This window comes from Cryobacterium breve (assembly GCF_027594785.1).
Classification (GTDB): domain Bacteria; phylum Actinomycetota; class Actinomycetes; order Actinomycetales; family Microbacteriaceae; genus Cryobacterium; species Cryobacterium breve_A.
Map to the genome: position 1 here is coordinate 1,063,943 of NZ_CP075584.1, position 23,324 is coordinate 1,087,266.

The 23,324-nt window shown below is 68.6% G+C and carries 19 protein-coding genes, 1 tRNA gene and 3 pseudogenes; 9 read left to right on the plus strand and 14 right to left on the minus strand.

What is annotated here, in order from left to right; translation table 11 throughout:
- Positions 1-13: 13 nt before the first annotated feature.
- A complete protein-coding gene (locus tag KIV56_RS05230; RefSeq protein ID WP_281535416.1) occupies positions 14-1,417 on the minus strand; it encodes an MFS transporter in 1,404 nt (467 codons plus the stop codon).
- A 122-nt stretch (positions 1,418-1,539) separates the two neighbouring features.
- Here KIV56_RS05230 and KIV56_RS05235 point away from each other — a divergent pair.
- From KIV56_RS05235 to KIV56_RS05250, 4 genes and pseudogenes are all read left to right on the plus strand, one after another.
- A pseudogene (locus tag KIV56_RS05235) lies at positions 1,540-2,485 on the plus strand (LysR family transcriptional regulator).
- A gap of 32 nt (positions 2,486-2,517) precedes the next feature.
- Positions 2,518-2,599, plus strand: a tRNA-Leu gene (locus tag KIV56_RS05240).
- Between the two features lies 1 nt (position 2,600).
- The gene (locus KIV56_RS05245; RefSeq protein ID WP_281535417.1) at positions 2,601-3,311 is read left to right on the plus strand and encodes a DedA family protein; all 711 of its coding nucleotides are present in this window, start codon (positions 2,601-2,603) and stop codon (positions 3,309-3,311) included.
- A gap of 99 nt (positions 3,312-3,410) precedes the next feature.
- The gene (locus KIV56_RS05250; RefSeq protein ID WP_281535418.1) at positions 3,411-4,166 is read left to right on the plus strand and encodes a DedA family protein; all 756 of its coding nucleotides are present in this window, start codon (positions 3,411-3,413) and stop codon (positions 4,164-4,166) included.
- 111 nt (positions 4,167-4,277) lie between these two features.
- Here the strand turns inward: KIV56_RS05250 and KIV56_RS05255 are convergent, their stop codons facing one another.
- From KIV56_RS05255 to murI, 4 genes and pseudogenes are all read right to left on the minus strand, one after another.
- Positions 4,278-5,195, minus strand: coding sequence for a cation diffusion facilitator family transporter (locus KIV56_RS05255; RefSeq protein ID WP_281535419.1), 918 nt, complete (start codon positions 5,193-5,195; stop codon positions 4,278-4,280).
- 133 nt (positions 5,196-5,328) lie between these two features.
- Positions 5,329-5,832, minus strand: a complete 504-nt coding sequence (locus tag KIV56_RS05260; RefSeq protein ID WP_348648468.1) for a non-canonical purine NTP pyrophosphatase — start codon at positions 5,830-5,832, stop codon at positions 5,329-5,331.
- Between the two features lie 103 nt (positions 5,833-5,935).
- Positions 5,936-6,671, minus strand: a pseudogene (gene rph, locus KIV56_RS05265) (ribonuclease PH).
- On the minus strand, positions 6,668-7,582 hold the full coding sequence (murI, locus tag KIV56_RS05270) for a glutamate racemase (RefSeq protein ID WP_281535420.1): 915 nt from the start codon (positions 7,580-7,582) through the stop codon (positions 6,668-6,670). The pseudogene rph and the gene murI overlap by 4 nt, the downstream one beginning before the upstream one ends.
- 208 nt (positions 7,583-7,790) lie before the next feature.
- Here murI and KIV56_RS05275 point away from each other — a divergent pair.
- Both KIV56_RS05275 and KIV56_RS05280 read left to right on the plus strand, forming a co-directional pair.
- Positions 7,791-8,981: pseudogene (locus KIV56_RS05275) on the plus strand (beta-ketoacyl-[acyl-carrier-protein] synthase family protein); the annotation flags it as partial.
- Between the two features lie 97 nt (positions 8,982-9,078).
- On the plus strand, positions 9,079-10,407 hold the full coding sequence (locus KIV56_RS05280) for a nicotinate phosphoribosyltransferase (protein WP_281535421.1): 1,329 nt from the start codon (positions 9,079-9,081) through the stop codon (positions 10,405-10,407).
- A gap of 69 nt (positions 10,408-10,476) precedes the next feature.
- Here the strand turns inward: KIV56_RS05280 and KIV56_RS05285 are convergent, their stop codons facing one another.
- The 4 genes from KIV56_RS05285 to KIV56_RS20225 all read right to left on the minus strand — a co-directional run bounded on the left by KIV56_RS05285 (position 10,477) and on the right by KIV56_RS20225 (position 14,992).
- On the minus strand, positions 10,477-10,770 hold the full coding sequence (locus KIV56_RS05285; protein WP_134445818.1) for a DUF3039 domain-containing protein: 294 nt from the start codon (positions 10,768-10,770) through the stop codon (positions 10,477-10,479).
- Positions 10,771-10,790: 20 nt separating this feature from the next.
- On the minus strand, positions 10,791-11,030 hold the full coding sequence (locus tag KIV56_RS05290) for a DNA alkylation repair protein (protein ID WP_281535422.1): 240 nt from the start codon (positions 11,028-11,030) through the stop codon (positions 10,791-10,793).
- Between the two features lie 240 nt (positions 11,031-11,270).
- Positions 11,271-12,860, minus strand: coding sequence for a hypothetical protein (locus KIV56_RS05295; protein WP_281535423.1), 1,590 nt, complete (start codon positions 12,858-12,860; stop codon positions 11,271-11,273).
- Positions 12,836-14,992, minus strand: coding sequence for an ATP-binding cassette domain-containing protein (locus KIV56_RS20225; protein WP_432432603.1), 2,157 nt, complete (start codon positions 14,990-14,992; stop codon positions 12,836-12,838). The genes KIV56_RS05295 and KIV56_RS20225 overlap by 25 nt, the downstream gene beginning before the upstream one ends.
- Before the next feature lie 490 nt (positions 14,993-15,482).
- Here KIV56_RS20225 and KIV56_RS05305 point away from each other — a divergent pair, with 490 nt between their 5' ends.
- From KIV56_RS05305 to KIV56_RS05315, 3 genes are read left to right on the plus strand one after another with little or no spacing between them, the layout of a single operon-like run.
- Positions 15,483-16,175: a phosphocholine cytidylyltransferase family protein gene (locus KIV56_RS05305; RefSeq protein WP_281535424.1), complete on the plus strand. Its 693-nt coding sequence runs from the start codon at positions 15,483-15,485 to the stop codon at positions 16,173-16,175.
- Between the two features lie 41 nt (positions 16,176-16,216).
- A complete protein-coding gene (locus KIV56_RS05310) occupies positions 16,217-17,017 on the plus strand; it encodes an ABC transporter permease (RefSeq protein WP_281535425.1) in 801 nt (266 codons plus the stop codon).
- The gene (locus KIV56_RS05315; protein WP_281535426.1) at positions 17,017-17,799 is read left to right on the plus strand and encodes an ABC transporter ATP-binding protein; all 783 of its coding nucleotides are present in this window, start codon (positions 17,017-17,019) and stop codon (positions 17,797-17,799) included. The genes KIV56_RS05310 and KIV56_RS05315 overlap by 1 nt, the downstream gene beginning before the upstream one ends.
- 6 nt (positions 17,800-17,805) lie before the next feature.
- Here the strand turns inward: KIV56_RS05315 and KIV56_RS05320 are convergent, their stop codons facing one another.
- From KIV56_RS05320 to KIV56_RS05345, 5 genes are all read right to left on the minus strand, one after another.
- Positions 17,806-18,081 carry a helix-turn-helix domain-containing protein gene (locus KIV56_RS05320; RefSeq protein WP_281535427.1) on the minus strand — a complete coding sequence of 92 codons (276 nt, stop codon included), beginning with the start codon at positions 18,079-18,081 and terminating at the stop codon, positions 17,806-17,808.
- A 69-nt stretch (positions 18,082-18,150) separates the two neighbouring features.
- Positions 18,151-20,487 carry a hypothetical protein gene (locus KIV56_RS20230; protein WP_432432604.1) on the minus strand — a complete coding sequence of 779 codons (2,337 nt, stop codon included), beginning with the start codon at positions 20,485-20,487 and terminating at the stop codon, positions 18,151-18,153.
- A 26-nt stretch (positions 20,488-20,513) separates the two neighbouring features.
- Positions 20,514-21,392: a glycosyltransferase family 2 protein gene (locus tag KIV56_RS05335; protein WP_281535428.1), complete on the minus strand. Its 879-nt coding sequence runs from the start codon at positions 21,390-21,392 to the stop codon at positions 20,514-20,516.
- A 3-nt stretch (positions 21,393-21,395) separates the two neighbouring features.
- Positions 21,396-22,223: a CDP-alcohol phosphatidyltransferase family protein gene (locus KIV56_RS05340; protein ID WP_281535429.1), complete on the minus strand. Its 828-nt coding sequence runs from the start codon at positions 22,221-22,223 to the stop codon at positions 21,396-21,398.
- The gene (locus KIV56_RS05345; RefSeq protein ID WP_281536078.1) at positions 22,220-23,206 is read right to left on the minus strand and encodes a glycosyltransferase family 2 protein; all 987 of its coding nucleotides are present in this window, start codon (positions 23,204-23,206) and stop codon (positions 22,220-22,222) included. Before KIV56_RS05345 ends, KIV56_RS05340 begins: the two co-directional genes overlap by 4 nt.
- Positions 23,207-23,324: the final 118 nt, after the last annotated feature.

Consider the following 23,324-nt stretch of genomic DNA (forward strand, 5'->3'; position numbering starts at 1 on the left):
GGCTGTTCCACGGTCAACGCAGCGCCGGGGCCGGTTCGAGGCCGTGCCTGGCGGCATCCGCCGCGTCGACGTCGCGGAGCGAGATGCCGTTGGTCTCCTTGAGCGTCACGACGGCGACGACCGTGATCGCGCAGGCGATCACGAGGTAGAACGCGACCGGCAGCCAGGACTTGTACTGCTGGAGCAGCGCCGTCGCGATGATGGGCGCGAGCGAGCCGGCGAGGATCGACGTGACCTGGTAGCCGAGGGAGACGCCGGAGTACCGCATCCTGGTCGGGAACATCTCGGCCATGATCGCCGGCTGGCCGGCGTACATGAAGGCGTGGAAACACAGCCCGATCGTGATCGCAGCGACGATGACAACCGGGTTGAGGGTGTCGAACATCGGGAAGGCGAAGAACGCCCAGCTGGCACCGAGAATCGCACCGGTGAGGTAGATCGGCTTGCGGCCGAAGCGGTCGGAGAGCCGGCCGACCTGCGGGATCACGAGGAAGTGCACGACGTGGGCGATCAGCAGGGCGAGGAGGAGCTGGCTGGTGTTGTACTTGTGCACTGTGACGAGGTACACGATCGAGAAGCTCACGATCGTGTAGTAGAGGATGTTCTCGGCGAACCGCAGCCCCATCGCGCCGAGGATGCCGCGCGGGTACTTGCGAACGACCTCCATCACGCCGTAGCTGATGGCCTTCTCGGCCTCTACCTGGGCGCGGGCCTCGAGGAAGATCGGCGCCTCACTGACGTGGGTGCGGATGTAGTAGCCGATCACGACGATGATCGCCGACAGCCAGAAGGCGACCCGCCAGCCCCAGCCGAGGAATTGCTCCGCGGGCAGGATCCAGGACATGGTGAGCAGCACGAGGGTCGCGAGCAGGTTTCCGACCGGGACGGCCGCCTGCGGCCAGCTCGCCCAGAAGCCGCGGGACTTGTCCGGGCTGTGCTCGGCGACGAGAAGCACTGCGCCGCCCCATTCCCCGCCGACGGCGAAGCCCTGGATGAAGCGGAGCGCCACGAGGAGGGCGGGTGCCCAGTAGCCGATCGTGTTGTAACCGGGCAGGCAGCCCATCAGGAAGGTCGCGGCCCCGACGAGGATGATCGTGACCTGCAGCCTGTGCTTGCGGCCAAGGCGATCGCCGATCTGGCCGAAGACGATTCCGCCGAGCGGCCGGGCGATGAAGCCCACCGCGTAGGTGAGGAACGCGGCGATGATCCCGTCGAGTTCACTCCCCGCGTTCGGGAAGAAGAACTTGCCGAAGACGAGGCTCGCCGCGGTCGCGTAGAGGAAGAACTCGTACCATTCCACGACCGTGCCCACCATCGAGGCGGCCACGATCTTCCTGAGACCGGAGGTCTCTTCCCGGGTGCTGCGGCCTCGCGCGCCTCCGGGGCTGTCGGCAGTGATGCGTTCGTTGACGCTCATGTCTGTCTCCTTCGGTGTCTTCGCTGACACTGTCGCTGGATGCCTCGGGCGGGTCGCCGCCCGGGCTCCACTGAGTATTGCCGCCCTTCGGCTCTGCGACCATGACCACTTCCGAACTCCGTATGTGCATAATTGCAGACATGACAGGATCCCGCCCGACCGTGCCGCCGAACGCCGACGACCTCCTGGTGCTGCTCGCGGTCGCACGCAGCGGCCGCTTCGTGACCGCGGCGGAAAGCCTCGGCCTCAATCACACCACCGTCTCGCGCCGCATCGCGGCCCTCGAAAAAGGCACTCGACGGCCGGGTGCTCTCCCGCACGGTGGGCGGCTGGGAGCTGACAGAGCTTGGCGCACGCGCGGTCAACGCCGCGGAAAATGTCGAGGCCGCCGTCTCCCTGCTCGGCGGCCCGCCCGGGCAGGCCACTCAACTCTCCGGCGTCGTGCGGCTGTCGGCGACGGATGGCTTCAGCGCGTATATCGCGACACCGGCGGTCGCCGCCCTGCAGCGCCGGCATCCCGGCCTGCGGGTCGAGATCGTCACAGTGACGCGGCGTGCGCTCCAGCACCGGTCGGGGCTCGACATCGAGGTCGTCGTCGGGGAGCCGCAGGTGCACCGGGCGGACGCGATCCTGCTCGGGCACTACGTCCTCGGCATGTACGCGTCGCGGGACTACCTCGCCGAGAACGGCACACCCGTGAGCGTCGCCGAGCTCACTGAGCATCCGCTCGTCTACTTCGTCGATTCGATGCTGCTCGTCGACGACCTCGACGCCCCACGGCGCCAGGTGCCCTCGATGCGCCCTTCGCTGAGTTCGACCAACGTGTTCGTGCACGTCGAAGCCACGAGGGCGGGAGCCGGGATCGGTTTCCTGCCGTGTTTCATGGCCGACCAGCACCCGGACCTCGTGCGCCTGCTGCCGGACAAGTTCAAGGAGGAACTGCCGTACTGGATGGTGCTCCGCCCGGAGTCCCTGCACCAGCCCGCCGTCGCCGCAGTCGTCGCCGCCCTTCGCGCCCGGACCGCGTCCTTCACCGAGGCGCTGCAGGGCCGCGGCAGGGCCGGCTGACCAGACGATCTGGCTACACTGGAACGGCACAAGCGGGAGTGGTGAAATTGGCAGACACGCAGGATTTAGGTTCCTGTGCTTTCGAGCGTGGGGGTTCAAGTCCCCTCTCCCGCACATGATGAGCACATCGGCCCTCGACGGCCAACTGACCGATGTACTCGCGAATACGGGCGCCATCGTGTTCTACCTGCTCGTCTGGGCGCTCGTCTTCGCCGGGACGGCGGTGTTCCTCGGAGTGTTCATCCCCTTCATCACCGGGGACTCACTCCTGTTCGGGTCGGGGCTCGTCGCGGCATCCGCGGCGAACGTGGACATCGTCGTGCTGATGATCGGAACGGGCATCGCCGCGTTCCTCGGCGACCAGGTCGGATTCCTGCTCGGCAGGCACTTCGGCCGTGGGTACCTCGACCGCCGCGGCGGCCGGCGCACCCGCGCGGCAATCGTGAGGACCGAGACCTTCTACCGGAAGTACGGCTGGTGGTCGGTCGTGATCGCCCGGTTCATGCCCTGGGCGCGTGTCTTCGTGCCCGTCATCGCGGGAGTCGGCCGGATGAACTACTACCGGTTCCTCTCGAGCAACCTCGTCGGCGCACTCGCCTGGGGCGTCGGGCTGACCCTGACCGGGTACTTCGCGGCGAGCCTTCCCGGCGTGAAGAACGCCGCGTACGTCATCGCCGGGGTCTTCATCGCGGCTTCGATCTTCTTCGGTGGCCGCACCTGGCTCGCCGACCGCGCCGAGAACCGCCGGGACGGGGCCGGCGGCGGCCGACCGGACGGCCCGGACAGCCCGGCCGATACCCCGGCCGACGGCCCCGCAGCCGGGTAATTCACGGGTTTCACCCTCCGTTTAGCGCTAGCCTGTAACAGACCATCCCTGCTCATCACCGTGCGGTCGCCATGGCCACCACCGACTGGAGTCATTTTCGTGCTCAACACTGCTCTCAACCACGCTGGACTCATCCCGTGGCTTGACCCGGTAAACCTCATCGACGGGTTCGGCCCGTGGGCCCTGCTCGGGGTGTGCGCGATCATCTTCGCCGAAACCGGCCTGCTCGTCGGCTTCCTGCTGCCCGGCGACACCCTTCTCGTCATCACCGGCCTGCTCACCTTCGCGGGCGTCATCCACATCAACATCTGGTGGGTGGCCCTCGCCATCGGCTTCGCCGCGTTCCTCGGCGGCGAAGCGGGCTACCTGATCGGCCACAAGCTCGGCCCGCGCGTCTTCGAACGCAAGGAATCCGGACTGTTCAGCGTCGAGAACGTGCAGCGCACCAACGGCTTCTTCGAACGCTTCGGCGCCTTGGCCGTCATCATCGCCCGCTTCGTGCCGATCGTGCGCACCTTCGCGCCCGTCGCCGCCGGCGTCGGCCACATGAACTATCGCAAGTATTCGCTGTACAACCTCGTCGGCGCCATGATCTGGGGTGCCGGCCTCACCTTCGCCGGGTACTTCCTGGGTTACATTCCGCCGGTCGCCGACTTCGTCACGCACTACATCGACCTGATCCTGATCGCTGCCGTGCTCGGAACGCTCATCCCCACCGCGTTCCACTACGTTCAGTCCACACGCAAGGCCAAGAAGGCCCGGGCGCTCGCCGCGGCCGCGCCCGCCACGACCGACACCGGCAGCCTCGCTCTCGACGCGGATGTCTTCAACGGCCACCCCAAGCACGACAACTAGCCGCAGCCCCACTCGCGGCAGGCACACCTGTGCCGGTACGGACACCTGTTTCCTGTGCGCCGGCCACTCCTGTCCGTGCCGGCCACAGCTGCGGAAGCGCGGCCGGTCGGGTCAGCGGTGCGGGAAGTCCTCGTGATCGGCATGCTCGGCCGGCTCGAGCTGGAACGTGGAGTGCTCGACGTCGAAGTGGGTGCTGAGGCATTCCGAGAGAGCGTCGAGAAGCGCCCCTGAGCCGCCGGACTGCAGCACGGCCGGCTCGACGACCACGTGCGCGCTGAATACATGGGCGCCGGACGTGATCGCCCAGACGTGCACGTCGTGCACGGCCGCGACCCCCGTTGTGTCGAGGAGATGTTTGCGAATCTCGGCGACATCGGTGTCGACGGGTACCGACTCGCTGAGCACCCGCACGACGTCCCGGAGCAGGGTGAAGCAGCGCGGCACGATCATGGCCGCGATCAGCAGGGACGCAATCGCGTCCGCCTGCTCGAAACCGGTCATGAGGATGACTCCGGCTGCAACGATGACTGCGACGGAGCCGACGGTGTCGCCGAGCACCTCGAGGTAGGCACCGCGCATGTTGATCGAGGAGCCGGCCGCCGGGCGCAACAGGAGCAGTGCTCCGAGGTTCGCGACGAGGCCGATCACGGCGACCCAGAGCATCGGTCCGGCTTGCACATGGCCCTCGCCGGGCCCGAGCAGCCGGGAAACAGCGCCGATCACGACGGACACGGCGACGCCGAGCAGGATCAGCCCGTTGATGAGCGCCCCGAACACCTCGGCGCGCTGGTAGCCGAAGGTCTGCCGGTCGGTCGCCGGCCGTGCGGCAACGACGGTGGCGATGAGGGCGATGATCAGCCCCGCAAGATCGGAGAACATGTGCCCGGCATCCGCGAGCAGGGCGAGCGAGCCGGTCAACCAGGCCCCGGCGACCTCGACGAGGAGCACGACGGCGACGATCCCGATCGCGAACGAGAGTCTGGTGCGATTGGCGGCGGATGCCTGCCCGTGCGCGTGATCGTGGCCCATGTCTCCACGCTAGGCGGTGCCGGGGCGCGTCGCCAGTTCGGCGCCCAGTTGGGAATGAGTGCCGTTATCAGTGCGGGGGCAGGCGGGGGCAGGGCAGTCGTCAGACAGCGGGAGCGCCCCGGATCGCCGCCGGTCAGCCGAGCAGGTCCCGCAGCAGCGGGACGAGCCCGTCGAAGGCGCGCGCCCGGTGGCTGTCGCGATTCTTGACGGATGCCGTCAGCTCGGCCGCCGAGATCGCGTAGCCGTCGGGCAGGAAGATCGGGTCGTACCCGAAGCCGCCAGACCCTGCCGGCTCGGTCAGGATCTGACCGGGCCACTCCCCCGTCACGATGCGCTCGGTGCCGTCGGGCAACGCCAACGCCGCGACGCAGGTGAAGTGCGCGGCACGGTGCTCGGCGGGAACGTCCGCGAGCTGCCAGAGCAGCAGCCGCAGGTTCTCGCCGGAGTCCCTGGCCGGGCCCGACCAGCGTGCCGAGAAGATGCCCGGCGAGCCACCGAGGATGTCCACGCAGATGCCCGAGTCGTCCGCGATGGCCGGCAGGCCGGTGTGCGCGGCGGCCGCCCTGGCCTTGATCAGGGCGTTCTCGGCGAAGGTCGTTCCGTCTTCGACGGGTTCCGGACCGTCGTACGCCAGCACCTCGACTCCGGGCAGCTGGGGCGCGAGGATGCGACGCAGGCTCGTCGACCTTGTGCGCGTTGTGGGTGGCGAGTACGAGCCTCAGGATGTCAGCAGGCATCGGTCAGCGCCCGAGGGCGGCGTTCTGCAGTTCGGTGAGCGTGACGGTCCCGGCGAGGGCGAGATCGAGCAGCGAGTTCAGGCTCCGCGCGGTCGAAGGGGGCTCCCTCGGCGGTGCCCTGCACCTCGACGAAGGAACCACGGCCGGTGACGACGACGTTCATGTCGGTCTGGGCACTCGAGTCCTCGGTATATGCGAGGTCCAGCATGGGTACGCCCTTGATGATGCCGACGGAGATCGCGGCGACGCTGTCGGTGAGGGGCTGTGCCTTCTGGCCGATGAACTTCTGTTCGCGGCCCCACTCGAGCGCGTCGAAGAGTGCGACGTAGGCTCCGGTGATCGCGGCGGTACGGGTGCCTCCGTCGGCCTGGAGCACGTCGCAGTCGATCACGATGGTGTTCTCGCCGAGGGCTTTCATGTCGACGACCGCGCGCAGGCTGCGGCCGACGAGGCGGCTGATCTCGTGCGTCCGGCCGCCGATCTTGCCCTTGACGGCCTCACGGGCCATCCGCTCGTTCGTGGAGCGCGGGAGCATCGCATACTCCGCCGTGACCCAGCCCTTGCCCTTTCCGCTCATCCAACGCGGAACCCCGTTGGTGAACGACGCGGTGCACAGCACCTTCGTGCGCCCGCACGAGATGAGCGCGGACCCTTCGGCCTGGTCGCTCCAGCCGCGCTCGATCGTGACCGGCCGTAGCTCGTCGATGGCTCGTCCGTCTGCGCGCACGATGTCGGTCATGAGGTCTCCTTGGTGTGCCGGTGATCCCTCGGGTGGGCGAGGGACGCTGCGTGGTGATGCTCGGAATTGGGGTGGGTGGCGGCGAACTCGACGAGCTCGCTGAGGCTGAACACGCCGGTCTCGACGAGGTCGACCGTTGAGACCTCCGGGCCGGCCAGGCGGTGGGCGAGGTCGAGGAAGTCTTCCGCGCTGTTGCCCGTCGCCTCGTACCGGTAGCTCGGCGGCGCCTTCTCGGTGCGGGCGAGGCCCTGGCCGACGAGAATCCGGTAGACGTCGTTCGCGGTCTCGGTGTCGCTCGAGACGATCGAAACCGCGTCGCCCATCACGTAGGAGATCGCTCCGCGGAGGAACGGATAGTGCGTGCAGCCCAGAACGAGGGTGTCGACGCCCGCTGCGCGGAGGGGGGCGAGGTACTCCTCGGCGACGGCGAGTACCTCGTCGCCGGTCGTGACGCCGGCTTCGACGAATTCCACGAAGCGGGGGCAGGCCTGGGTGAAGAGGGTGATGTTGGTTGCTGCTGCGAAGGCGTCCTCGTATGCCCGCGAATTCACGGTGCCGATCGTTCCGATCACTCCGACCCTGTGGTTGCGGGTCGTGCCGACCGCGCGTCGGACGGCGGGCTGGATGACTTCGACCACCGGGACGCTGTATCGCTCCCGCGCGTCACGGAGCACAGCGGCCGACGCGGTGTTGCAGGCAATTACCAGCATCTTCACGTCCTGGGCCACGAGGTCGTCGAGAACCTTCAGCGCGAAGCCGCGCACGTCGGCGATCTTCTTCGGCCCGTACGGCGAATTCGCGGTGTCGCCGATGTACAGGATCGACTCGTTGGGCAGCTGGTCCTTGATCGCCCGCGCGACGGTCAAGCCGCCGACGCCGGAATCGAAAATTCCTATGGGTGCATCCGTCACGACAATCGAGCTTAGTCGGCCCGGCTGGCAGCGCCCCCGGGCCGCTGCGGGCACTCGCGTGTACCACGCCGGGAATATGGCCGTAACTACACTCGAAAGAGGGTTCCCGCCAACCGACGGTCGCCGCGCAAGACGGCGTCAGATTCGCCGTCGAGGAGATGATCGTCATGAATGACCGAGTCGTAATCACCGGGTTGGGCGCTCTCACCCCCTGGGCAATTCCTGGCGGGAGACCTGGTCCGGCCTCACGAACGGTCGCAGCGGCGTCGCACGCATCACCCAGTTCGACCCCTCCGGACTCCCCACCCGCATCGCGGGCGAGGTCAAGAACTTCATCGCCTCGGAGCGGATGCCGTTCAAGCAGGCCAAACGCGCCACACGCGCCTCACAACTCGCCATCGCCGCGGCTCGCGAAGCCGTGCAGGACGCCGGATTCGGCGATTCCATGGAAGGCATCGACACCGCCGTCGTCGTCAACAGCGCCGTCTCCGGATATGCCGAGATCCAGGAGGCCACCGAACTGGTCAACTCGGGCGGCTCACGCCGGATCCCGCCGCGCTTCGTGCCCTCCTCCCTGCTCAACATGGCCGCCTGCGAGGTCGCGATCGACCTCGGCGTGCACGGCCCCGTCAACGCGAGCGCACTCGCCTGTGCGAGCGGCGCGTACGCCCTCCTCGAGGCGCGCACGATGCTGATGATGGGCGACGCGGACGTCGTCATCGCCGGTGGCGTGGAAGCGGCGATCACCCCGGTGATGTTCGCCGGCCTCAATGCGATGCACGCGGCATCCACCCACAACGACTCGCCCGCCGAGGCGAGTCGCCCCTTCGACGCCAACCGGAGCGGACTCGTCTTCGGCGAGGGCGCCGTCATCCTCGTGATGGAACTCCTCTCCCACGCGAGGGCGCGCGGCGCGAAGGTCTACGCCGAGGTTCTCGGCGGGGCACTCACGAGCGACGGCTTCAGCATCGTCGCCCCGGACCCCACCGGTCAGTACGCGAGCGCCGCGATGACGAAGGCCCTCACGAAGGCGAAGCTCAACCCGAGCGACATCGACGTGATCTGCGCACACGGTACCTCGACGCAGGCGAACGACCGTGCGGAGACCTCTGCAATCCGGCGGGCGCTCGGGCACGCCGCCGACCGCATCGCTGTGACGGCGCCCAAGTCGATGACCGGCCACATGATCGGTGCCGCCGGGGCATTGTCCGGGCTGCTCTGCGCGCTGAGTATCAAGACAGGCATCATCCCCCCGACGATCAACTACACGACTCCGGATCCCGACTGCACGCTCGACTACGTGCCGCTCGTGGCCCGTGAGAGGCCCGTGCGCTACGCCCTCGCGAACGCCTTCGGCTTCGGCGGCCAGAACTGCATCGTCGCGTTCGGCGCCCTGTAAGGGACAGCAGGACGCGGTCCAGGACGGAAGCAGGCCCCGAAGCGGTAGCCGGTACCGCTCAGCCTGGGCAGCCCCGCGGGAGGAATAGGCTGGCCGGGTGACTGAATCCTCCGCGTTCCGCACCGACCGATACGAGCTCACCATGGTGGACGCCGCCATCCAGAGCGGCACCGCCGACCGGGAGTGCCTCTTCGAGGCGTTCGCCAGGCGACTGCCGGACGGTCGCCGGTACGGCATCGTCGCGGGCACGGGGCGCCTGCTCGAGCTCATCCGGGACTTCCGGTTCACGGACGCTGAGCTCACCTGGCTGCGCGACAACCACGTCGTGCGCACCCCTACCCTCGACTGGCTCGCCGACTACGCCTTCCACGGCAACATCTGGGGCTACCAGGAGGGCGAGGCCTACTTCCCCGGCTCTCCCCTGTTCTCCGTCGAGGGCAGCTTCGCCGACGCCGTCGTACTCGAAACCGTGGTGCTGAGCGTGCTCAACTATGACAGCGCCGTCGCGAGCGCGGCCGCGCGCATGGTCTCGGTGAGCCTCGGCCGACCGATCGCCGAGATGGGCTCCCGCCGCACGAGCGAGTACGCCGCCGTCGCCGCCGCACGAGCGGCGTACATCGCGGGGTTCGCGTCCACCAGCAATCTCGAGGCCGGGCGCAGCTGGGGCATCCCCACGATGGGAACGGCCGCCCACTCCTTCACGCTTCTGCACGACAGCGAAGCGGATGCCTTCGAAGCCCAGGTCGCCGCGTTCGGCTCCTCCACGACGCTGCTCGTCGACACCTACAACATCCAGGCCGGAATCGACCGCGCCGTCGCCGTCGCCGGGACCGGGCTCGGGTCGATCCGGATCGACTCGGGGGATCTCCCGACCGTCGTCGCCGGTGCGCGTGCCCAGCTCGACGCGCTCGGCGCGGTCAACACCCACATCACGGTGACGAGCGACCTCGACGAGTATTCGATCGCAGCCCTGTCGGCGTCACCGGTCGACGCGTTCGGCGTCGGCACGTCCCTCGTCACGGGCTCGGGGGCCCCGGCCGCCGGGATGGTGTATAAACTCGTCGCGCACCGGGATGACGCCGGCGAGTGGGTGTCCGTTGCGAAGACCTCGGCGGCAAAGGTCTCGGTCGGCGGCCTCAAGCGCGCCGTTCGCCGCCTCGATGCGAGCGGAACGGCCCGCGCCGAGGTGGTCCTGGTCGGCGACGACCCGGCAGACTCGACCGAGCCCACGGAGGAGTCCGGCAGGGACCGGGTGCTGCTCGTCCCGCTCGTCACGGAGGGCGTGATCGACGAGCGTTACCTCGGGGCGGCCGGCACGGAACGCGCCAGGCTGCACCACGCGTCCGTGATGCGTGAGCTGCCGATCGAGGCTTTCCGCCTCGGCCGCGGTGAACCCGTCATCCCGACCCTCTACGAGCACGGGTAGACGCTGAGCACGGATAGGCGCCGCGCACGGGTAGGCGCGGAGCACGGGTAGACGGGCTCTAACGGACCGCTACTTCTTCATCGTGTCGTAGATCTCTTTGCAGGTCGGGCAGATCGGGAACTTCTCCGGGTCACGGCCGGGAATCCACATCTTGCCGCACAACGCCTTGACCGGCTTGCCGGAGATGGCGCTCTCGAGGATCTTGTCTTTGGGCACGTAGTGCGAGAACCGCTCGTGGTCGCCCGGTTCGATCTGCTCGGTGTTGAGGAGTTCCTCGAGCTCGCGGTCGAGCGTGGACGTACCGCCGCCCGGCTGGCCGGGGTTGCCCGGTTCGGCGATGCTGGCGCGAATGATTCTGATCATGGGTCCCATTCTAGGCAGCGTCAGGCTCCGCTCACGAGGTCGGCCGCCCGGCGGAGCCAGGGGTCCTGGTCGCGCGCCCAGCGCTCGATGGCGGCATCCGCCCTGCTGCGAGGGATGCCGGAGAGTCGTGCGATCACGGGGCGGGTGACGTCACGGGCGAGCGGATCCGCGAGCGCCGCCAGTCGGGCGTCCCGGACGAAGCCTTCGATGCGGGTGAGGTCGGTGTTGCTCAGCAGCCCGACGTTCGACTGCAGCAGCACGACGGCGGCGAGCCGGCGCTCGAAGACGGGAACGGACCAGAGGCTCCGTGCTGAGCGCCGTGACCTCGTCGTGCGTCAGCCCGGGGTATCGCCGGGCGGCGTCGCGGATCGTGCCGCGGATCGCCCCGACCGTTGCCCCGTAGAAGGCGAGGTCACTTGCGAGCCTGGTTTTCTCGGCGTGAGCCCGATATTCGTCTCCCTCGTTGCGCAGGGTGGCATCGACGAACTCGCCGGCGGCGCTCACCGGTGGGTCAGGCGCGGAGCGCCGAGGCGAGCATCTCGGGTCCACGGGCGTTGAATGTGCGGCCCCCGAGCCAGATTCCGCCCCAGAGGGTGAGTAGGCCGACGACGACGCCGCTCGCGAGTGCGGGCAGGAGCCAGACCGGATCGACGAAGAGCCCGAGGACCGCGAACCCGATCGCAGGGAGCGACAGGATGACCGATCCGACGAGGGTCAGGGACTGGATCAGGGCCGCTGCAGTGTCGGAGGCTTGCGGCTGCGTGAACGGGCTGTCCCCCGGCTTGGACGCCGGATACGGGAAGCGGGCGGAGCCTGTAGCTCGAGAACCCGAGTCCGGTCAGCAGGATGCACGTACTCACGCCGAGCACGGCGGGGAACGCGCCCCAGTCGCCGTACACGGCGACGCTGATGCACGAGCCGATGCCGATCAGCGGGATGCCGACGAGGAGGGCGGGAACGAGACGACCCATCCGGTCTGCCATGCCCCGGGTGCCCGACACGACGTGCAGCCAGATCGCGGTGTGGTCGTAAGCGACGTCGTTGTGCAGCGCCCAGCCGAGGAAGATGCACATCAGCGGCACCGGCAGAAGCGCGAGGGCCTGGGTCGGCACCCCGGCGAATGCGAGTGGAAGCACGACGAGCACAGGGATCACCGGGATCATCACGAGGGACATGCCGTAGCGGGGGTCTCTCCTCCAGTAGGTCAGGCTTCGTGCGGCGATGGCGCCTGCTGCGTTGTTCGGCAGGCGGTCGAACCAGCCGAGGCCGCCGTACTCCTTGACGACGGCTTCCCGTCCGGGTGAGACGAGCATCCGGCTGACGAGGGCCTGCCAGGCGACCCAGAGGACGAACAGGAAGGCCGCGGCCTCGAGGAGCTTGAGGATCGCACCGCCCCAGTCTCCACCGGCCGCATCACCGGGCGCCGACCAGGCCGCCCCCAGCGGAGTCCAGCCGAGGATACTGCTGAGGCCGCCGATGAAGCCCATGCCGTAGAGGCTCCAGTCGAGGTTGACCACGAGTACGGTGACGGGAGCGAACATGACGAGCAGGAGAACGCCGACGATTCCGGCGATCTCGCGCGCGCGACGGGTGGCCAGCAGGAACGACGCGATGGAGGTGCTGACCCGGGATCCGAGCATGCAGGTGGCGAGGAGGATCGCCGCGGACAGGATGGCGAACACGGTCTCGCCGGGTCCGCGCGACCAGGTCACGATGGTGCCGAGCAGCACGATCGTGAGCACGATTGCGGGGACACCGATCAGTGCGGACAGGGCGAGTCCCAGGGACAGCTGCCGGTTGGGGATGCCCATGAGCGCGAACTTGCGGGGATCCATGCTGTCGTCGATGCCGGTCACGAGCGGAATCAGCAGGAACCCGAGCACAACCAGCGAGCCGGCGACCACGAGGCCGTCCCGGATCGAGCCGATGCCGTCACCGACGAAGCGCAGGCCGACGAGCAGGGCGAAGATTCCGGCGGCGACCGCGAGCCCATAGAGCAGGCCGATCACGATCCCGACCACCTGCCAGGGGCTCCGGCGGAAGAGATTGCCGAAGAGCCGGAGTTTCAGTCGGAGAAACTGTGCAGCCATTCCATCCCCTCCGCCACTTTGCGCCCGCCGGCGAGTGCGATGAATCGTTCTTCGAGGGTCTGCCCGCCGCGCACCTCGTCGACGGTGCCGGCCGCGAGGACCTTGCCGTTCACGATGATCGCGACGTGGTCGCAGACCCGCTGGATCAGGTCCATGCTGTGGCTCGAGAGCACGACGGTTCCGCCGCTTGCGACGTACTTCTGCAGGATCTCGGTCACGTTGACCGCCGAGACCGGATCGACGGATTCGAACGGTTCGTCGAGGACGAGCAGGCGCGGCGAGTGGATCATTGCGCAGGCCAGGGCGATCTTCTTGGTCATGCCCGCCGAGTAGTCGGCGACCAGCCGGTTGAGGGCGTCCTCGAGTCCGAAGGCGACAGAGAGGTCGGCGGAACGTTTCCGCACGGTCGCGCCGTCGAGGCCGCGGAGCACGCCGGCGTAGTAGAGCAGTTGGGCGCCGGTCAGCCGGTCGAAGAGGCGCAGCCGGTCCGGCAGCACGCCGATGACGCGCTTTGCGGCGACCGGGTCACTCCAGACGTCGATGCCGTGGACCTCGATCGAACCGTCGTCGGGACGGAGGAGGCCGGTGACCATGGAGAGGGTCGTGGTCTTTCCCGCGCCGTTCGGCCCGACGATCCCGTAGAACGAGCCCGTACGGACCTCGAGGTCGATTCCGGAGACGGCGAGCGTGCTGCCGAAGGACTTGCGCAGTGCCCTGACGGAGAGGACGACAGGCTCGAGGGCGCCGCGAGAGACGGGATTCGCGATTGCCGCGGCAGGTGCAACGGCCGGCTCAGGTTCCGGTTCGACGACGGGCACTGCAACGGGAACGGCTTCAGGCTGCGGCTCGGGCGGCGCCGAGTGGGCGGTCGCGGTTTCGGTTTCGTTTTCAACCGCACTCGAGAGCGTGACCTCTGGCTTGGGCTCGGTCTCGGTCTCAGTCGTGGACTCGGTTTCGAGGCCGTTGACGGGCTCGACCTCCGGGTCGGTGACTGGCTCAGTTTCGGGCTCGACCTCCGGGGCGGTCACGGGCTCCGTTTCGGGCTCGACCTCCTGGTCGGTCACGGGCTCTGTTTCGGGCTCGGTTTCCAGCCCGGTGTCGTGCAGGTCCTCCGGGTCGGTTTCGGGCTCAGTCTCGGGCTCGGCTTCGGGCGCGGTGATCGTCGCCGGCGCGCTGGACGCCGAGGACTCTGCCGCGCTGGTGACGATCGGCACGGGTTCCGCGGTGACCACGGGTTCGGGCTTGGGCGTGGCGCTCGGCCGAGAGGCAGCGACGGGACCCGGTTCCGGAGCCGGCGCGGCACTCGGCGCGGGCGCCGGAACGGGCACCGGCACGGGCACCGGCACCGGCACCGGCACCGGCATGACCTTGGTCGCGGGCGGCGGCGTCGGGACCGGCATGACCTTGGTCGCGGGCGGCGGCGTCGGGACCGGTCGCACCAACGCGGGCTCGTCGTCCTTCGGCTGCGCGGCTACCGGCGCGCTCGTGACCGCGTCCGGCTTGTTCTCGACGGGGGGCAGGTGCAGGCCGAGGACGGCCGTTGCGACCCAGTCCCTGGAGGTGCCGACTCCCGGGCGCGAACGTGGGGCCTTGGAAACGGTGGAAGGAGCGGCGACGACCGACGGCACGACGACCGGCGCGGCACCGGGTACCGCGGGCGGCAGGCCGCCGCGTGTGGGCACGTTCGGCGGCATGGGGCCGAGTGAACGCCTGACGAGGGCCTCGGTACGGGCCTGCGCCTGGGCGCGAGCGAGCGCCTCCGGGTCAGGACGCGGTTTGATCGCGGAAAGCGCCAGGGCGTCGGCCTGGGCCTGCGCGCGAGCGGCGGCATCCGCCTGGGCGCGCGCCTCGGCCGCGGCGTATTCGAGGGCCTGGGCGGCCGCGTACTCCGTGGCCTCTGCGTGGGCGCGAGCCTCGGCCGCGGCCTTCGCCTCGGCCTGGGCGACGGCTTCCGCGGCGGCGAGCGCCTCTGCCCGGACGACAGCGGCCTTCGCGGCCCGCGACTTCGCGGCGCTCGCCCGCGCGGCTCGTTGACGGGCTGCGGTCTCAGCCTTTTCTGCGGTCGTACGGGTCTTGGCTGCGGCTCCTGCCGCGGGGGCGACGTGCGTCGGGGGAGGGCTGTGCCGCGTCAACGGGCGCCTGGGGGGCCGCAGCGTCCTTGCGGACCGGGCTCGCGCGGGGCTTCTGGGTTCGGGCGACGGGAGTGCGGGCTGCCGCGGTGCGGGTTGAAGAGGCGCGCGCCGAAGTTGCGCGGTCGGGCGTCGTCTTGGCCGGACGCGCCGGGATGCCTGCATCGTTCGACGGAGCCGAATCGGACGCGGGCACAGTTGTGGTCGGCTCGTTGGGCTCGGAGTTGGGAGGCACGTGAGTCACCTCGCCAACCCTACCAACGACCCTCCGACAAGACTGGATAGTGGACGCGAAACCCGCCGAAAACGCTCTCATCCCGGCGCGTTCACAGGGACAGTTTCCGTGCACCGACACCCAAAAGGGGCACTTAGGTTAGACTTACCCTTTCATGTTGGTGTGTCTGAACGGAAACGACGAGGTGAACCACAGGCAAACTGGCTCCACATTTTTTGAAGCGGGCGCAGGTTGTCCGAGACTGTTAAGGAGACGAACATGGCCACCCAGGTAGTCATTTTGGCAGCGGGAATGGGCAGCAGATTGGGCCGTTCACTGCCCAAGCCGCTCACGGAACTCAGCGACGGCCGGTCGATCATGCGGCAGCAGTTCGACAACATCGAGCACGCATTCGGCACCGATGCCCGCGTCACCATCGTCGTCGGCTACAAGCTCGAGCACATCATCGAGGCGTTCCCGCAGGCGTCCTTCGTCTACAACGAGGAATACGACCAGACGAACACGTCCAAGAGCCTGCTGCGTGCCCTCCAGGCCTCTGGCGCCGGCGGCGTGCTGTGGATGAACGGCGACGTCGTCTTCGATCCCGCCGTCCTCGACCGGGCTCACGCCATGGTCGAACGGGACCAATCCTTCGTGACGGTCAACACCTCACAGGTTTCGGAGGAAGAGGTCAAATACACGACGGACGCCGAGGGCTACATCAGGGAGCTCTCCAAGACGGTCGCCGGCGGTCTCGGAGAAGCCGTGGGCATCAACTTCATCTCCAGTGCGGACAAGGCGATCCTCGTTCGTCACCTCGCCAGGGTGCACGACCAGGACTACTTCGAGCGCGGGATCGAACTCGCGATCGAGAAGAACGGCCTGCTGGTCGAACCCCTCGACATCTCCGACTTCTACGCCGTCGAGGTCGACTTCGCCGAAGACCTCGAGCGCGCGAACCTGTTCGTCTGATTCGTTTCACCCGGATTCTGTGAGCATCTAGAGTGGAGCCTGTGAGTAGCTACGCAGAACTGCGCCCGGAACAGCTCACCGCCCTCTCGCGCTACCGCCACTCACTGTGGCTGCTGACCCAGCGCGACCTGCGGGTGCGCTACTCCACCTCGTTCCTCGGCTATTTCTGGTCGATCCTGGACCCGCTCGTGATGGCCGGGATTTACTGGTTCGTGTTCACCCAGGTGTTCCACCGGGGAGTCGGGCACGAGCCGTACATCATCTTCCTGCTCAGCGCGCTGTTGCCGTGGATGTGGTTCAACGGGACCGTCTCCGACTGCACCCGGGCGTTCCTCCGCGAGGCGAAACTGATCCGGTCGACCCGGATCCCCCGGACAATCTGGGTGAACCGGCTCGTGCTCTCCAAGGGCATCGAATTCCTCGCCTCGATTCCGGTGCTCGTGCTGTTCGCGGTCTTCGCCGGCGCCCGGCCAAGCGGCGAAATCGTGTTCTTCCCGCTCGCCATCGCAATCCAGGCCATCCTCACGGCGGGGGTCGGCCTCATCGTCGCGCCGCTCGTCGTGTTCTTCCGCGATCTGGAACGCGCCGTCAAACTCATCCTGCGCTTCCTGTTCTACGCATCCCCGATCATCTACAGCACCCAGGACCTGCCGCACCAACTGCACTTCTGGGCGGCGTTCAATCCTCTCAGCGGTATCTTCAGCCTCTACCGGGCCGCCTTCTTCCCCGGCAACCTCGACTGGTTCACCGTCGGAGTCAGCGCGGCCATGTCCGTTGCCTTCCTCGGCCTCGGGCTGCTGGTCTTCACGCGCACCGAGCGCGCGGTCCTGAAGGAGTTGTGATGACCGAAACCGTCCGGACACCGGGGACAGCAGCGGCCGGGTCGCCCGTGATCGCCCTGGCCGGGGTCGGCATCCGCTTCCGTCGCAATCGCCGCGGCAGGCGCAGCTTCAAAGACCTGTTCGGGAGCGGGGCCAGGCGCACCCGTCCGGGCGAATTCTGGGCCCTGCGCGCGGTGTCGTTCACGGTGCAACGCGGCGAGGCCATCGGCGTTGTCGGCCGCAACGGCCAGGGAAAGTCGACCCTGCTCAAGCTCGTGACCGGGGTCGTCCTGCCCGACGAGGGCACTGTGCATGTGACCGAGGGCGTCGCACCGCTGATCGAGATCACCGGCGGCTTCGTCGATGACCTGACCGTGCGCGAAAATGTCTTCCTCACGGCCGGTCTGCACGGCATGACGAAGAAACAGATCGGCGAGCGTTTCGACGAGATCATCGACTTCGCCGAGATCGGCGACTTCGTCGATACCCCGTACAAGCACCTCTCGAGCGGCATGAAGGTGCGGATCGCCTTCGCGGTCATCTCCCGCCTCGAAGAGCCGATCATCCTCGTCGACGAGGTGCTCGCGGTCGGAGACAAGGCCTTCCGGGAGAAGTGCTACCGCCGCATCGAGGAGTTGCTCGCCGGCGGCCGCACGCTGTTCTTCGTCTCGCACAACGAACGCGACCTGCGTCGCTTCTGCGCCAGGGGCCTCTACCTGGACAAGGGCGCGCTGGTCCTCGACGGCCCACTCGATGAGGTCCTCGCCCGGTACGACGCCGAGTACGGGGTGAAGCCCGCCTGAGCCGTCTCAGGAATCGACGATGGCGAAACCGTCGCGATCGGGAGGCAACTGCTCCTTGGTCAGGCCGCTGAGGAGTTCTCCGACCTCGAGGCTCAGCACGTCCGCGAGCCGGATGAGGGTGTGGAATGTCGGGTTTCCGTTGCCGCGGTCGATCCTGGCGTAGTTGGACACGTTGAGTCCGGCCCGGTGAGCGACGGACTCCTGGTTGAGCTCGAGTTCCCTGCGGCGCTGCCGCAGGCGCACCCCGAGAAGGCGGCTCGCTTCTGAAGTGGGCTCCGGCATCCTCCATCTATAGGCGCGTAGTGGGAAAACCGCCAGTGGCCGGGGAAAAAATGTGAAGATCTCCCCTTGTCATACCGGCAACGTAAACTCGACAGGAATCGGAAGGACGGCATCGACATGGCACGAAAAGTGAAACCCCTCATCTCGACGACCGGAGGTCTGCCGCAGGGCGGCCAGCTTCCCACCGGCATCGTCCGGGGATTCGACCGGGTCATGGCCATTCACCGCCCGGCCGTGCTCGCCCACATCCGCGGCATCCGCCGGCGCTCGCCGGACGCGACCCCCGGCCAGATCATCACGATCCTCGAACGCCGTTACCTCGCCATGGTCACGACCGGTGGCGCGGCAGTCGGGGCGACGGCCGTCATTCCCGGGGTCGGCACCGGGGTGACCCTGGCCCTGTCCGGCGTCGAGACCGCCGGCTTCCTCGAGGCGACCGCGCTTTTCGCCCAGTCGGTGAGCGAGGTCCACGGAATCGCGGTCGACGATCCCGAGCGCGCCCGCGCCCTCGTGATGACGATGATGCTCGGCCGCGAAGGCTCTGACCTCGTTCGCCAGCTCGCCGGACAATTCAGCGGCACGGGAGCGGTGCGGACCGCGTACTGGGGCGAGCTGGTCACCGCGAGCATCCCACGCGCCATCATGGGTCCGCTCACGGATCGCCTGAAGAGCTCGTTCATCCGCCAGTTCGCGACCAGAGGCTCCGCGAGCTTCGTCGGGAAGGCCCTTCCGTTCGGCGTCGGTGCCGTCGTCGGCGGCGCAGGCAACCATATCCTCGGCAAGCGCGTGCTGACCTCGTCCCGCCTCGCCTTCGGCCAGGCGCCCGCCGGCTTCCGTCCCGAACTCGACCCGCGCATCCGCGAGGCCATCGTGCGGGAGGGCGGCGGCCTCGAGGGCGTCGGCCGCGCCGGTGCGCTGCGCGTCGCTGCCGGACACCGCCTCACGCAACTCGGACAGCTCGGGCACGGCACCCTCACGGTGCTCCCCCGCATGGTCCCGCGGATGCTGCGCCGCGGCCGGTCGGTGGAGTCGGGGCCTGCCACGGCGGACGTTCAGGATTTGGAACGCCGGGAGTCGGATCACCCGGGATCGCATCACCCTGAGACGGGTTCGCACTCCGCAGGGCAGGACCAGGCTCCCCGCCAGCCGGCTTCGTCTCCGCGGCCGTAGCGGCCCGCTCAGCGCCGAACGGCGTCGAAGCGCTCCCACTCGTCCATCAGGAACTGAACGGCGGCGTGGAAGCGAGCGGTGGCCGCCCCGGGAGCCTGCGTCGCCGAAGTAGCGTTCGACCCAGACGCCCAGCCGGGCTTCGGCGTCCGGATCGTGTGCGAGCGCATCCAGCGTGCCCACGATCGACGACGCTGCGGACGCGGCGAGCCATTCGCACGCCGCGAGATACCCGCCGGTGTCGATCTCGGCCGCCGGATCGGCGGGCCGGGTCACGAGCAGGGCCTTGCCTGCGGCGAGCCGGTCGTAGACCATCGCGGAGATGTCGACGATGGCGATGTCCGCCGCCGCGAGCTGCCACCCGAGCTCCGCACCGGTGTCGTAGACGTGGTGCGCGGAGGTATCCCGGGCGTTGGCCGCCTTGATCAGGGCGACGATCCTGCGGTTGGCGGCGCCGTAGGCCTCGTCGGTGACCCCGCTGCGGGGGTGCGGCCGATAGATCAGGCGGTGCCTGGGCGAAGCGAGGAGCGCGGTGGCGAGTGCGACGCCGTGGGTCGCGATCGAGCCGTAGGCCGCGGTGGGCCGGTCGCCCTCCCAGGTCGGCGCGTAGAGCACGACCTGCCGCTCGTCGGGAACGTAGGGCAGCCCGCCGCTGTAGTGGTCGGCCTGAGGACGGCCGATCTTGATCGCCCGCTTGTCGAAGTCGTAGTCCCAGAGCACCCGGTCGAGGCGGGCGAGCGCCGCGTCACCGGCGACGAAGGTGTAGTCGTACGCCTTGATCTGGTTCGTGACCATGTACATCTTGTCGCTCTCGCCATGGTTGATGAAGACGTGCCAGCACCGCGGGTAACGCATCATCTGGAAGTTCCGGGCGTTCTGGTTGACGTAGAACACGATGCGGATGTCCTGCTCCGCGACGACCCGTTCGAGGTCGGCGACCTTGCGCACGTAAGTCACGGGCACCGGGCATTCCTCGGACATCGGCAGCGCCCCGGTTCCGGTGCGGCTCAACACGATGACGGGCCAGGTCTCGGCGAGCATGGCGAGCGGCCGGTACCACTGCCGCATCTGGTACAGATTGACGGCCCCGTCGGCGAAGTAGACCGCGATCTTGAATCGGCCGACCGGAAGCGGACCGTCTCCGAGGAGGCGGCCGGCGAGCCGTTTCTGCGCCCGGCGCGACGCCACGACATCCTGGACCAGCTTGACGGCCAGGCCGACGTCTTTTCGAATGGTCATCCCTCCAGAGTACCGAGCGCCCCAGGTCAGACGACGGGGGGACGGCCGGCCCTGGACATCCGCCAGACCGTGCGGGCGCTGATCGGGCGACGCTCCCCCGGATCCGTGCGCCAGCCCTCACGGAATCCGGCGAGCCAGGCCCGCAGCGCCGGCCGGTCGCTGCGGAACCGCACCAGCTGGATCGCGAGCCAGGATCCGGCGTAGGCCGGGACCAGCACGGCAGGCAGGTTGCGCCGGGCGAGCCAGACCCGGTTGCGCGCGTTCAGCCGGTAGTAGTCGGCGTGCCGGGTCGGCTGGATGACGGGGTGGTTCGCCTCGAGGTCTCCCGCGTACCAGGTGCGCAGCCCCTGGTCCCAGACCCGCCAGGCCAGTTCGATGCCCTCGTGCGCGTAGAAGAACGGTTCTGCCCAGCCTCCGGTGGCCGTGAAGACCGCGCGGGGCAGCACTACGGCGCCTTCCCAGACCGAGAAGACGGCCCCGGATTCGGTCGCGGCACCCTTGCGGATGCGCGGAATCCACCGGGTCGGCGCGGCCGCGCCCGTCGGATCGGTCACCCGGGGCTGCAGCAGGCCGATCGACGGGTCCGCGCGAAGCAGAGCGACGGCCCGGCTGAGGAACCGGGGGTCCGGGATGCTCGCGTCGTCGTCGAGGAAGAACAGGTAGTCGCCTGCCACGAGTGGCACTCCGCGATTGCGACCGGCGGGGATGCCCAGGTTCTCCGGCAGGGCCAGCGCCCGGACGGCATCCGGCAACCCGGTCGGAACCCAGCCGTTGCCCACGCAGACCACGTCGAGAACGACGTCCTGCTGGGCGAGCACCGAGCGAATGCCGCGGGCGAGGTCGTCCGGCCGGGTGCCCTGGGTGAGCACGACGACACCGACCCTCGGCGGCACGGTATCGGTCACGGCTCAGGACCGGACGCGGCGAGACGCCATGATGGCGACGAAGTGGCCGACGAGCGCGAGGAGCGACAGCGGCACCAGGGCGATGAGCACGATACGGTCCATGAGCGGTTCGCCGACGAACCGGCCGAGCACCGCCGAGGCGAAGATCAGGATCGTCAGCTCGACCGAATGGTAGAGGCGGTGGAACGGCACGAACCGGGCGAGCCTGCGCAGCTGGGCGATCCTGCGGGGCGTCGGAGCCTGCTCACCACGGGTGTCGGCGAGTTTGGTGAGGCCCGCGTTGGCCCTCGCGACATGCACCATGTCGTTGAGCGCCTTGTTGAGCACGATCACGAGGGCGAGCAGCAGCGCGAGGGTCGTCCAGAGGAAGTCCTCGGGAGATTCGAACGGGTACGCAGCCGCGCGGATGCCGAAGGCGATCGGGATGAGCGCCTCGGTCGAGTAGTGGCCGACCTTGTCGAGGAAGACGCCGGCCGGAGACGATTCGCCTCGCCAGCGCGCGACTTCGCCGTCGCAGCAGTCGACGAGCATCTGCAGCTGCCCGAGGATCAGTGCGAGCAGGGCTCCCCAGACGCCGGGGATGAGCAGCGCCGCAGCGGTCGACCAGCCGACGAGGATCATCAGCGCCGTGACGCCGTTTGCGGTCACGCTCGTCTTCAGCAGCAGCCAGGTGAGATACGGCGACACGTCGCGCAGGTAGAGCGAGGCCGTCCAGTGCTCGGCGTTCGCCCGCAGCCGCACCTCGGGCGGCTGTGCGACGGCCCGCAACTCGGCGATCGACGACGGCCGGGACGGGCGAACCCGACCGGTGGAATGTGAGTGGGATGTCATAGGTGTCTCCCGGTCCGTGCCGCGATGTTGCTGGTGAGTTTCAGGTATCCGAGCAGGAAGCCGAAACCCCAGCAGAAGTGGATACAGGGCAAGACTAGAAGGAACCAGACGCCGGGGCGCCAGCCGTCCGGGCGAGTCACGACGACGGTGGCCAGGACGACGACGAGCAAGTACCCGACCGGGGCGATCCAGCCCAGCAGCAGCCACGGCACGACGAAGCCGGCGAGGCCGAGGAGCACGCCGGCGGCGACACCGAGCACCATCACGGGCGGCGCGAAATAGCGGATGCCGTTGTCGGCGGGGAAGCGCCGCGCAAGTTCACCGCGCCACATTCCGGTCGACAGCATCTGGCGGGCGAGGCGGGACAGGCTCGGCCGCGGCCGGTAGACGACGCGCAGCTTCGGCGTGAACCAGACCGTGCCGCCCTGCTCGCGAAGACGCCGGTTGAGTTCCCAGTCCTGCCCGCGCTTGATGGTCTCGTCGAAGAGTCCGGCACGCAGCAGGCTGTCGCGGCGGAAGCAGCCGAGGTAGACCGTCTCCGCGGCGCCCTCCGGGCCACCGACGTGGAGGGGCGTTCCGCCGAGACCGATCCGGGTGCCGTACGCGCGGGCGACGGCGCGCTGGAACGGAACGGTGCCCTGGGCGTCCATGACTCCGCCGACGTTGTCCGCTCCGGTGCGTTCGAGGGTCTCGACGGCGACCCGCGCGTAGTCGCGGGGCAGCACGGAGTGGGCGTCCACCCGGATCACGACCGGGTAGGCGGATGCGCGGATCGCGGCGTTGAGTCCGGCCGGCGTCGACCCGATCTCGTTCGGCACGACCCGGATGCGCGGGTCGAGTTCGGCGAGCTCGGCGACGAGTTCCTCGGTGCCGTCGATGCTCGGCGCGAGGGCCAGCGTGACGTCGAACGGGCCGGTGTAGTCCTGGCCCAGGAGGCTCGTGACCGCGGCCCGGACATGCAGTACGTCGTTGAGCACGGGCATCACGTAGGAGACGCCTGACAGGATCGCGTCGCCGGTGTGTGCTGCCTGTTCGATCGGGTGTCCATTCCGTTGCGGACTGTAAAGACTACCAGCCCACCCCCTTCGGGGGCCTCCTGAG

Excerpts from the sequence above, each read along its gene's own strand:
- KIV56_RS05285 (WP_134445818.1), bottom strand. The coding sequence starts at position 10,770 with ATGATCAGAATCATTCGCGCCAGCATCGCCGAACCGGGCAACCCCGGC.
- KIV56_RS20230 (WP_432432604.1), bottom strand. The coding sequence starts at position 20,487 with ATGACCATTCGAAAAGACGTCGGCCTGGCCGTCAAGCTGGTCCAGGAT.
- KIV56_RS05295 (WP_281535423.1), bottom strand. The coding sequence starts at position 12,860 with ATGGCTGCACAGTTTCTCCGACTGAAACTCCGGCTCTTCGGCAATCTC.
- KIV56_RS05340 (WP_281535429.1), bottom strand. The coding sequence starts at position 22,223 with ATGACATCCCACTCACATTCCACCGGTCGGGTTCGCCCGTCCCGGCCG.
- KIV56_RS05245 (WP_281535417.1), top strand. The coding sequence starts at position 2,601 with ATGATGAGCACATCGGCCCTCGACGGCCAACTGACCGATGTACTCGCG.
- KIV56_RS05315 (WP_281535426.1), top strand. The coding sequence starts at position 17,017 with ATGACCGAAACCGTCCGGACACCGGGGACAGCAGCGGCCGGGTCGCCC.
- KIV56_RS05345 (WP_281536078.1), bottom strand. The coding sequence starts at position 23,206 with ATGCCCGTGCTCAACGACGTACTGCATGTCCGGGCCGCGGTCACGAGC.
- KIV56_RS05230 (WP_281535416.1), bottom strand. The coding sequence starts at position 1,417 with ATGAGCGTCAACGAACGCATCACTGCCGACAGCCCCGGAGGCGCGCGA.
- KIV56_RS05255 (WP_281535419.1), bottom strand. The coding sequence starts at position 5,195 with ATGGGCCACGATCACGCGCACGGGCAGGCATCCGCCGCCAATCGCACC.
- KIV56_RS05320 (WP_281535427.1), bottom strand. The coding sequence starts at position 18,081 with ATGCCGGAGCCCACTTCAGAAGCGAGCCGCCTTCTCGGGGTGCGCCTG.
- KIV56_RS05305 (WP_281535424.1), top strand. The coding sequence starts at position 15,483 with ATGGCCACCCAGGTAGTCATTTTGGCAGCGGGAATGGGCAGCAGATTG.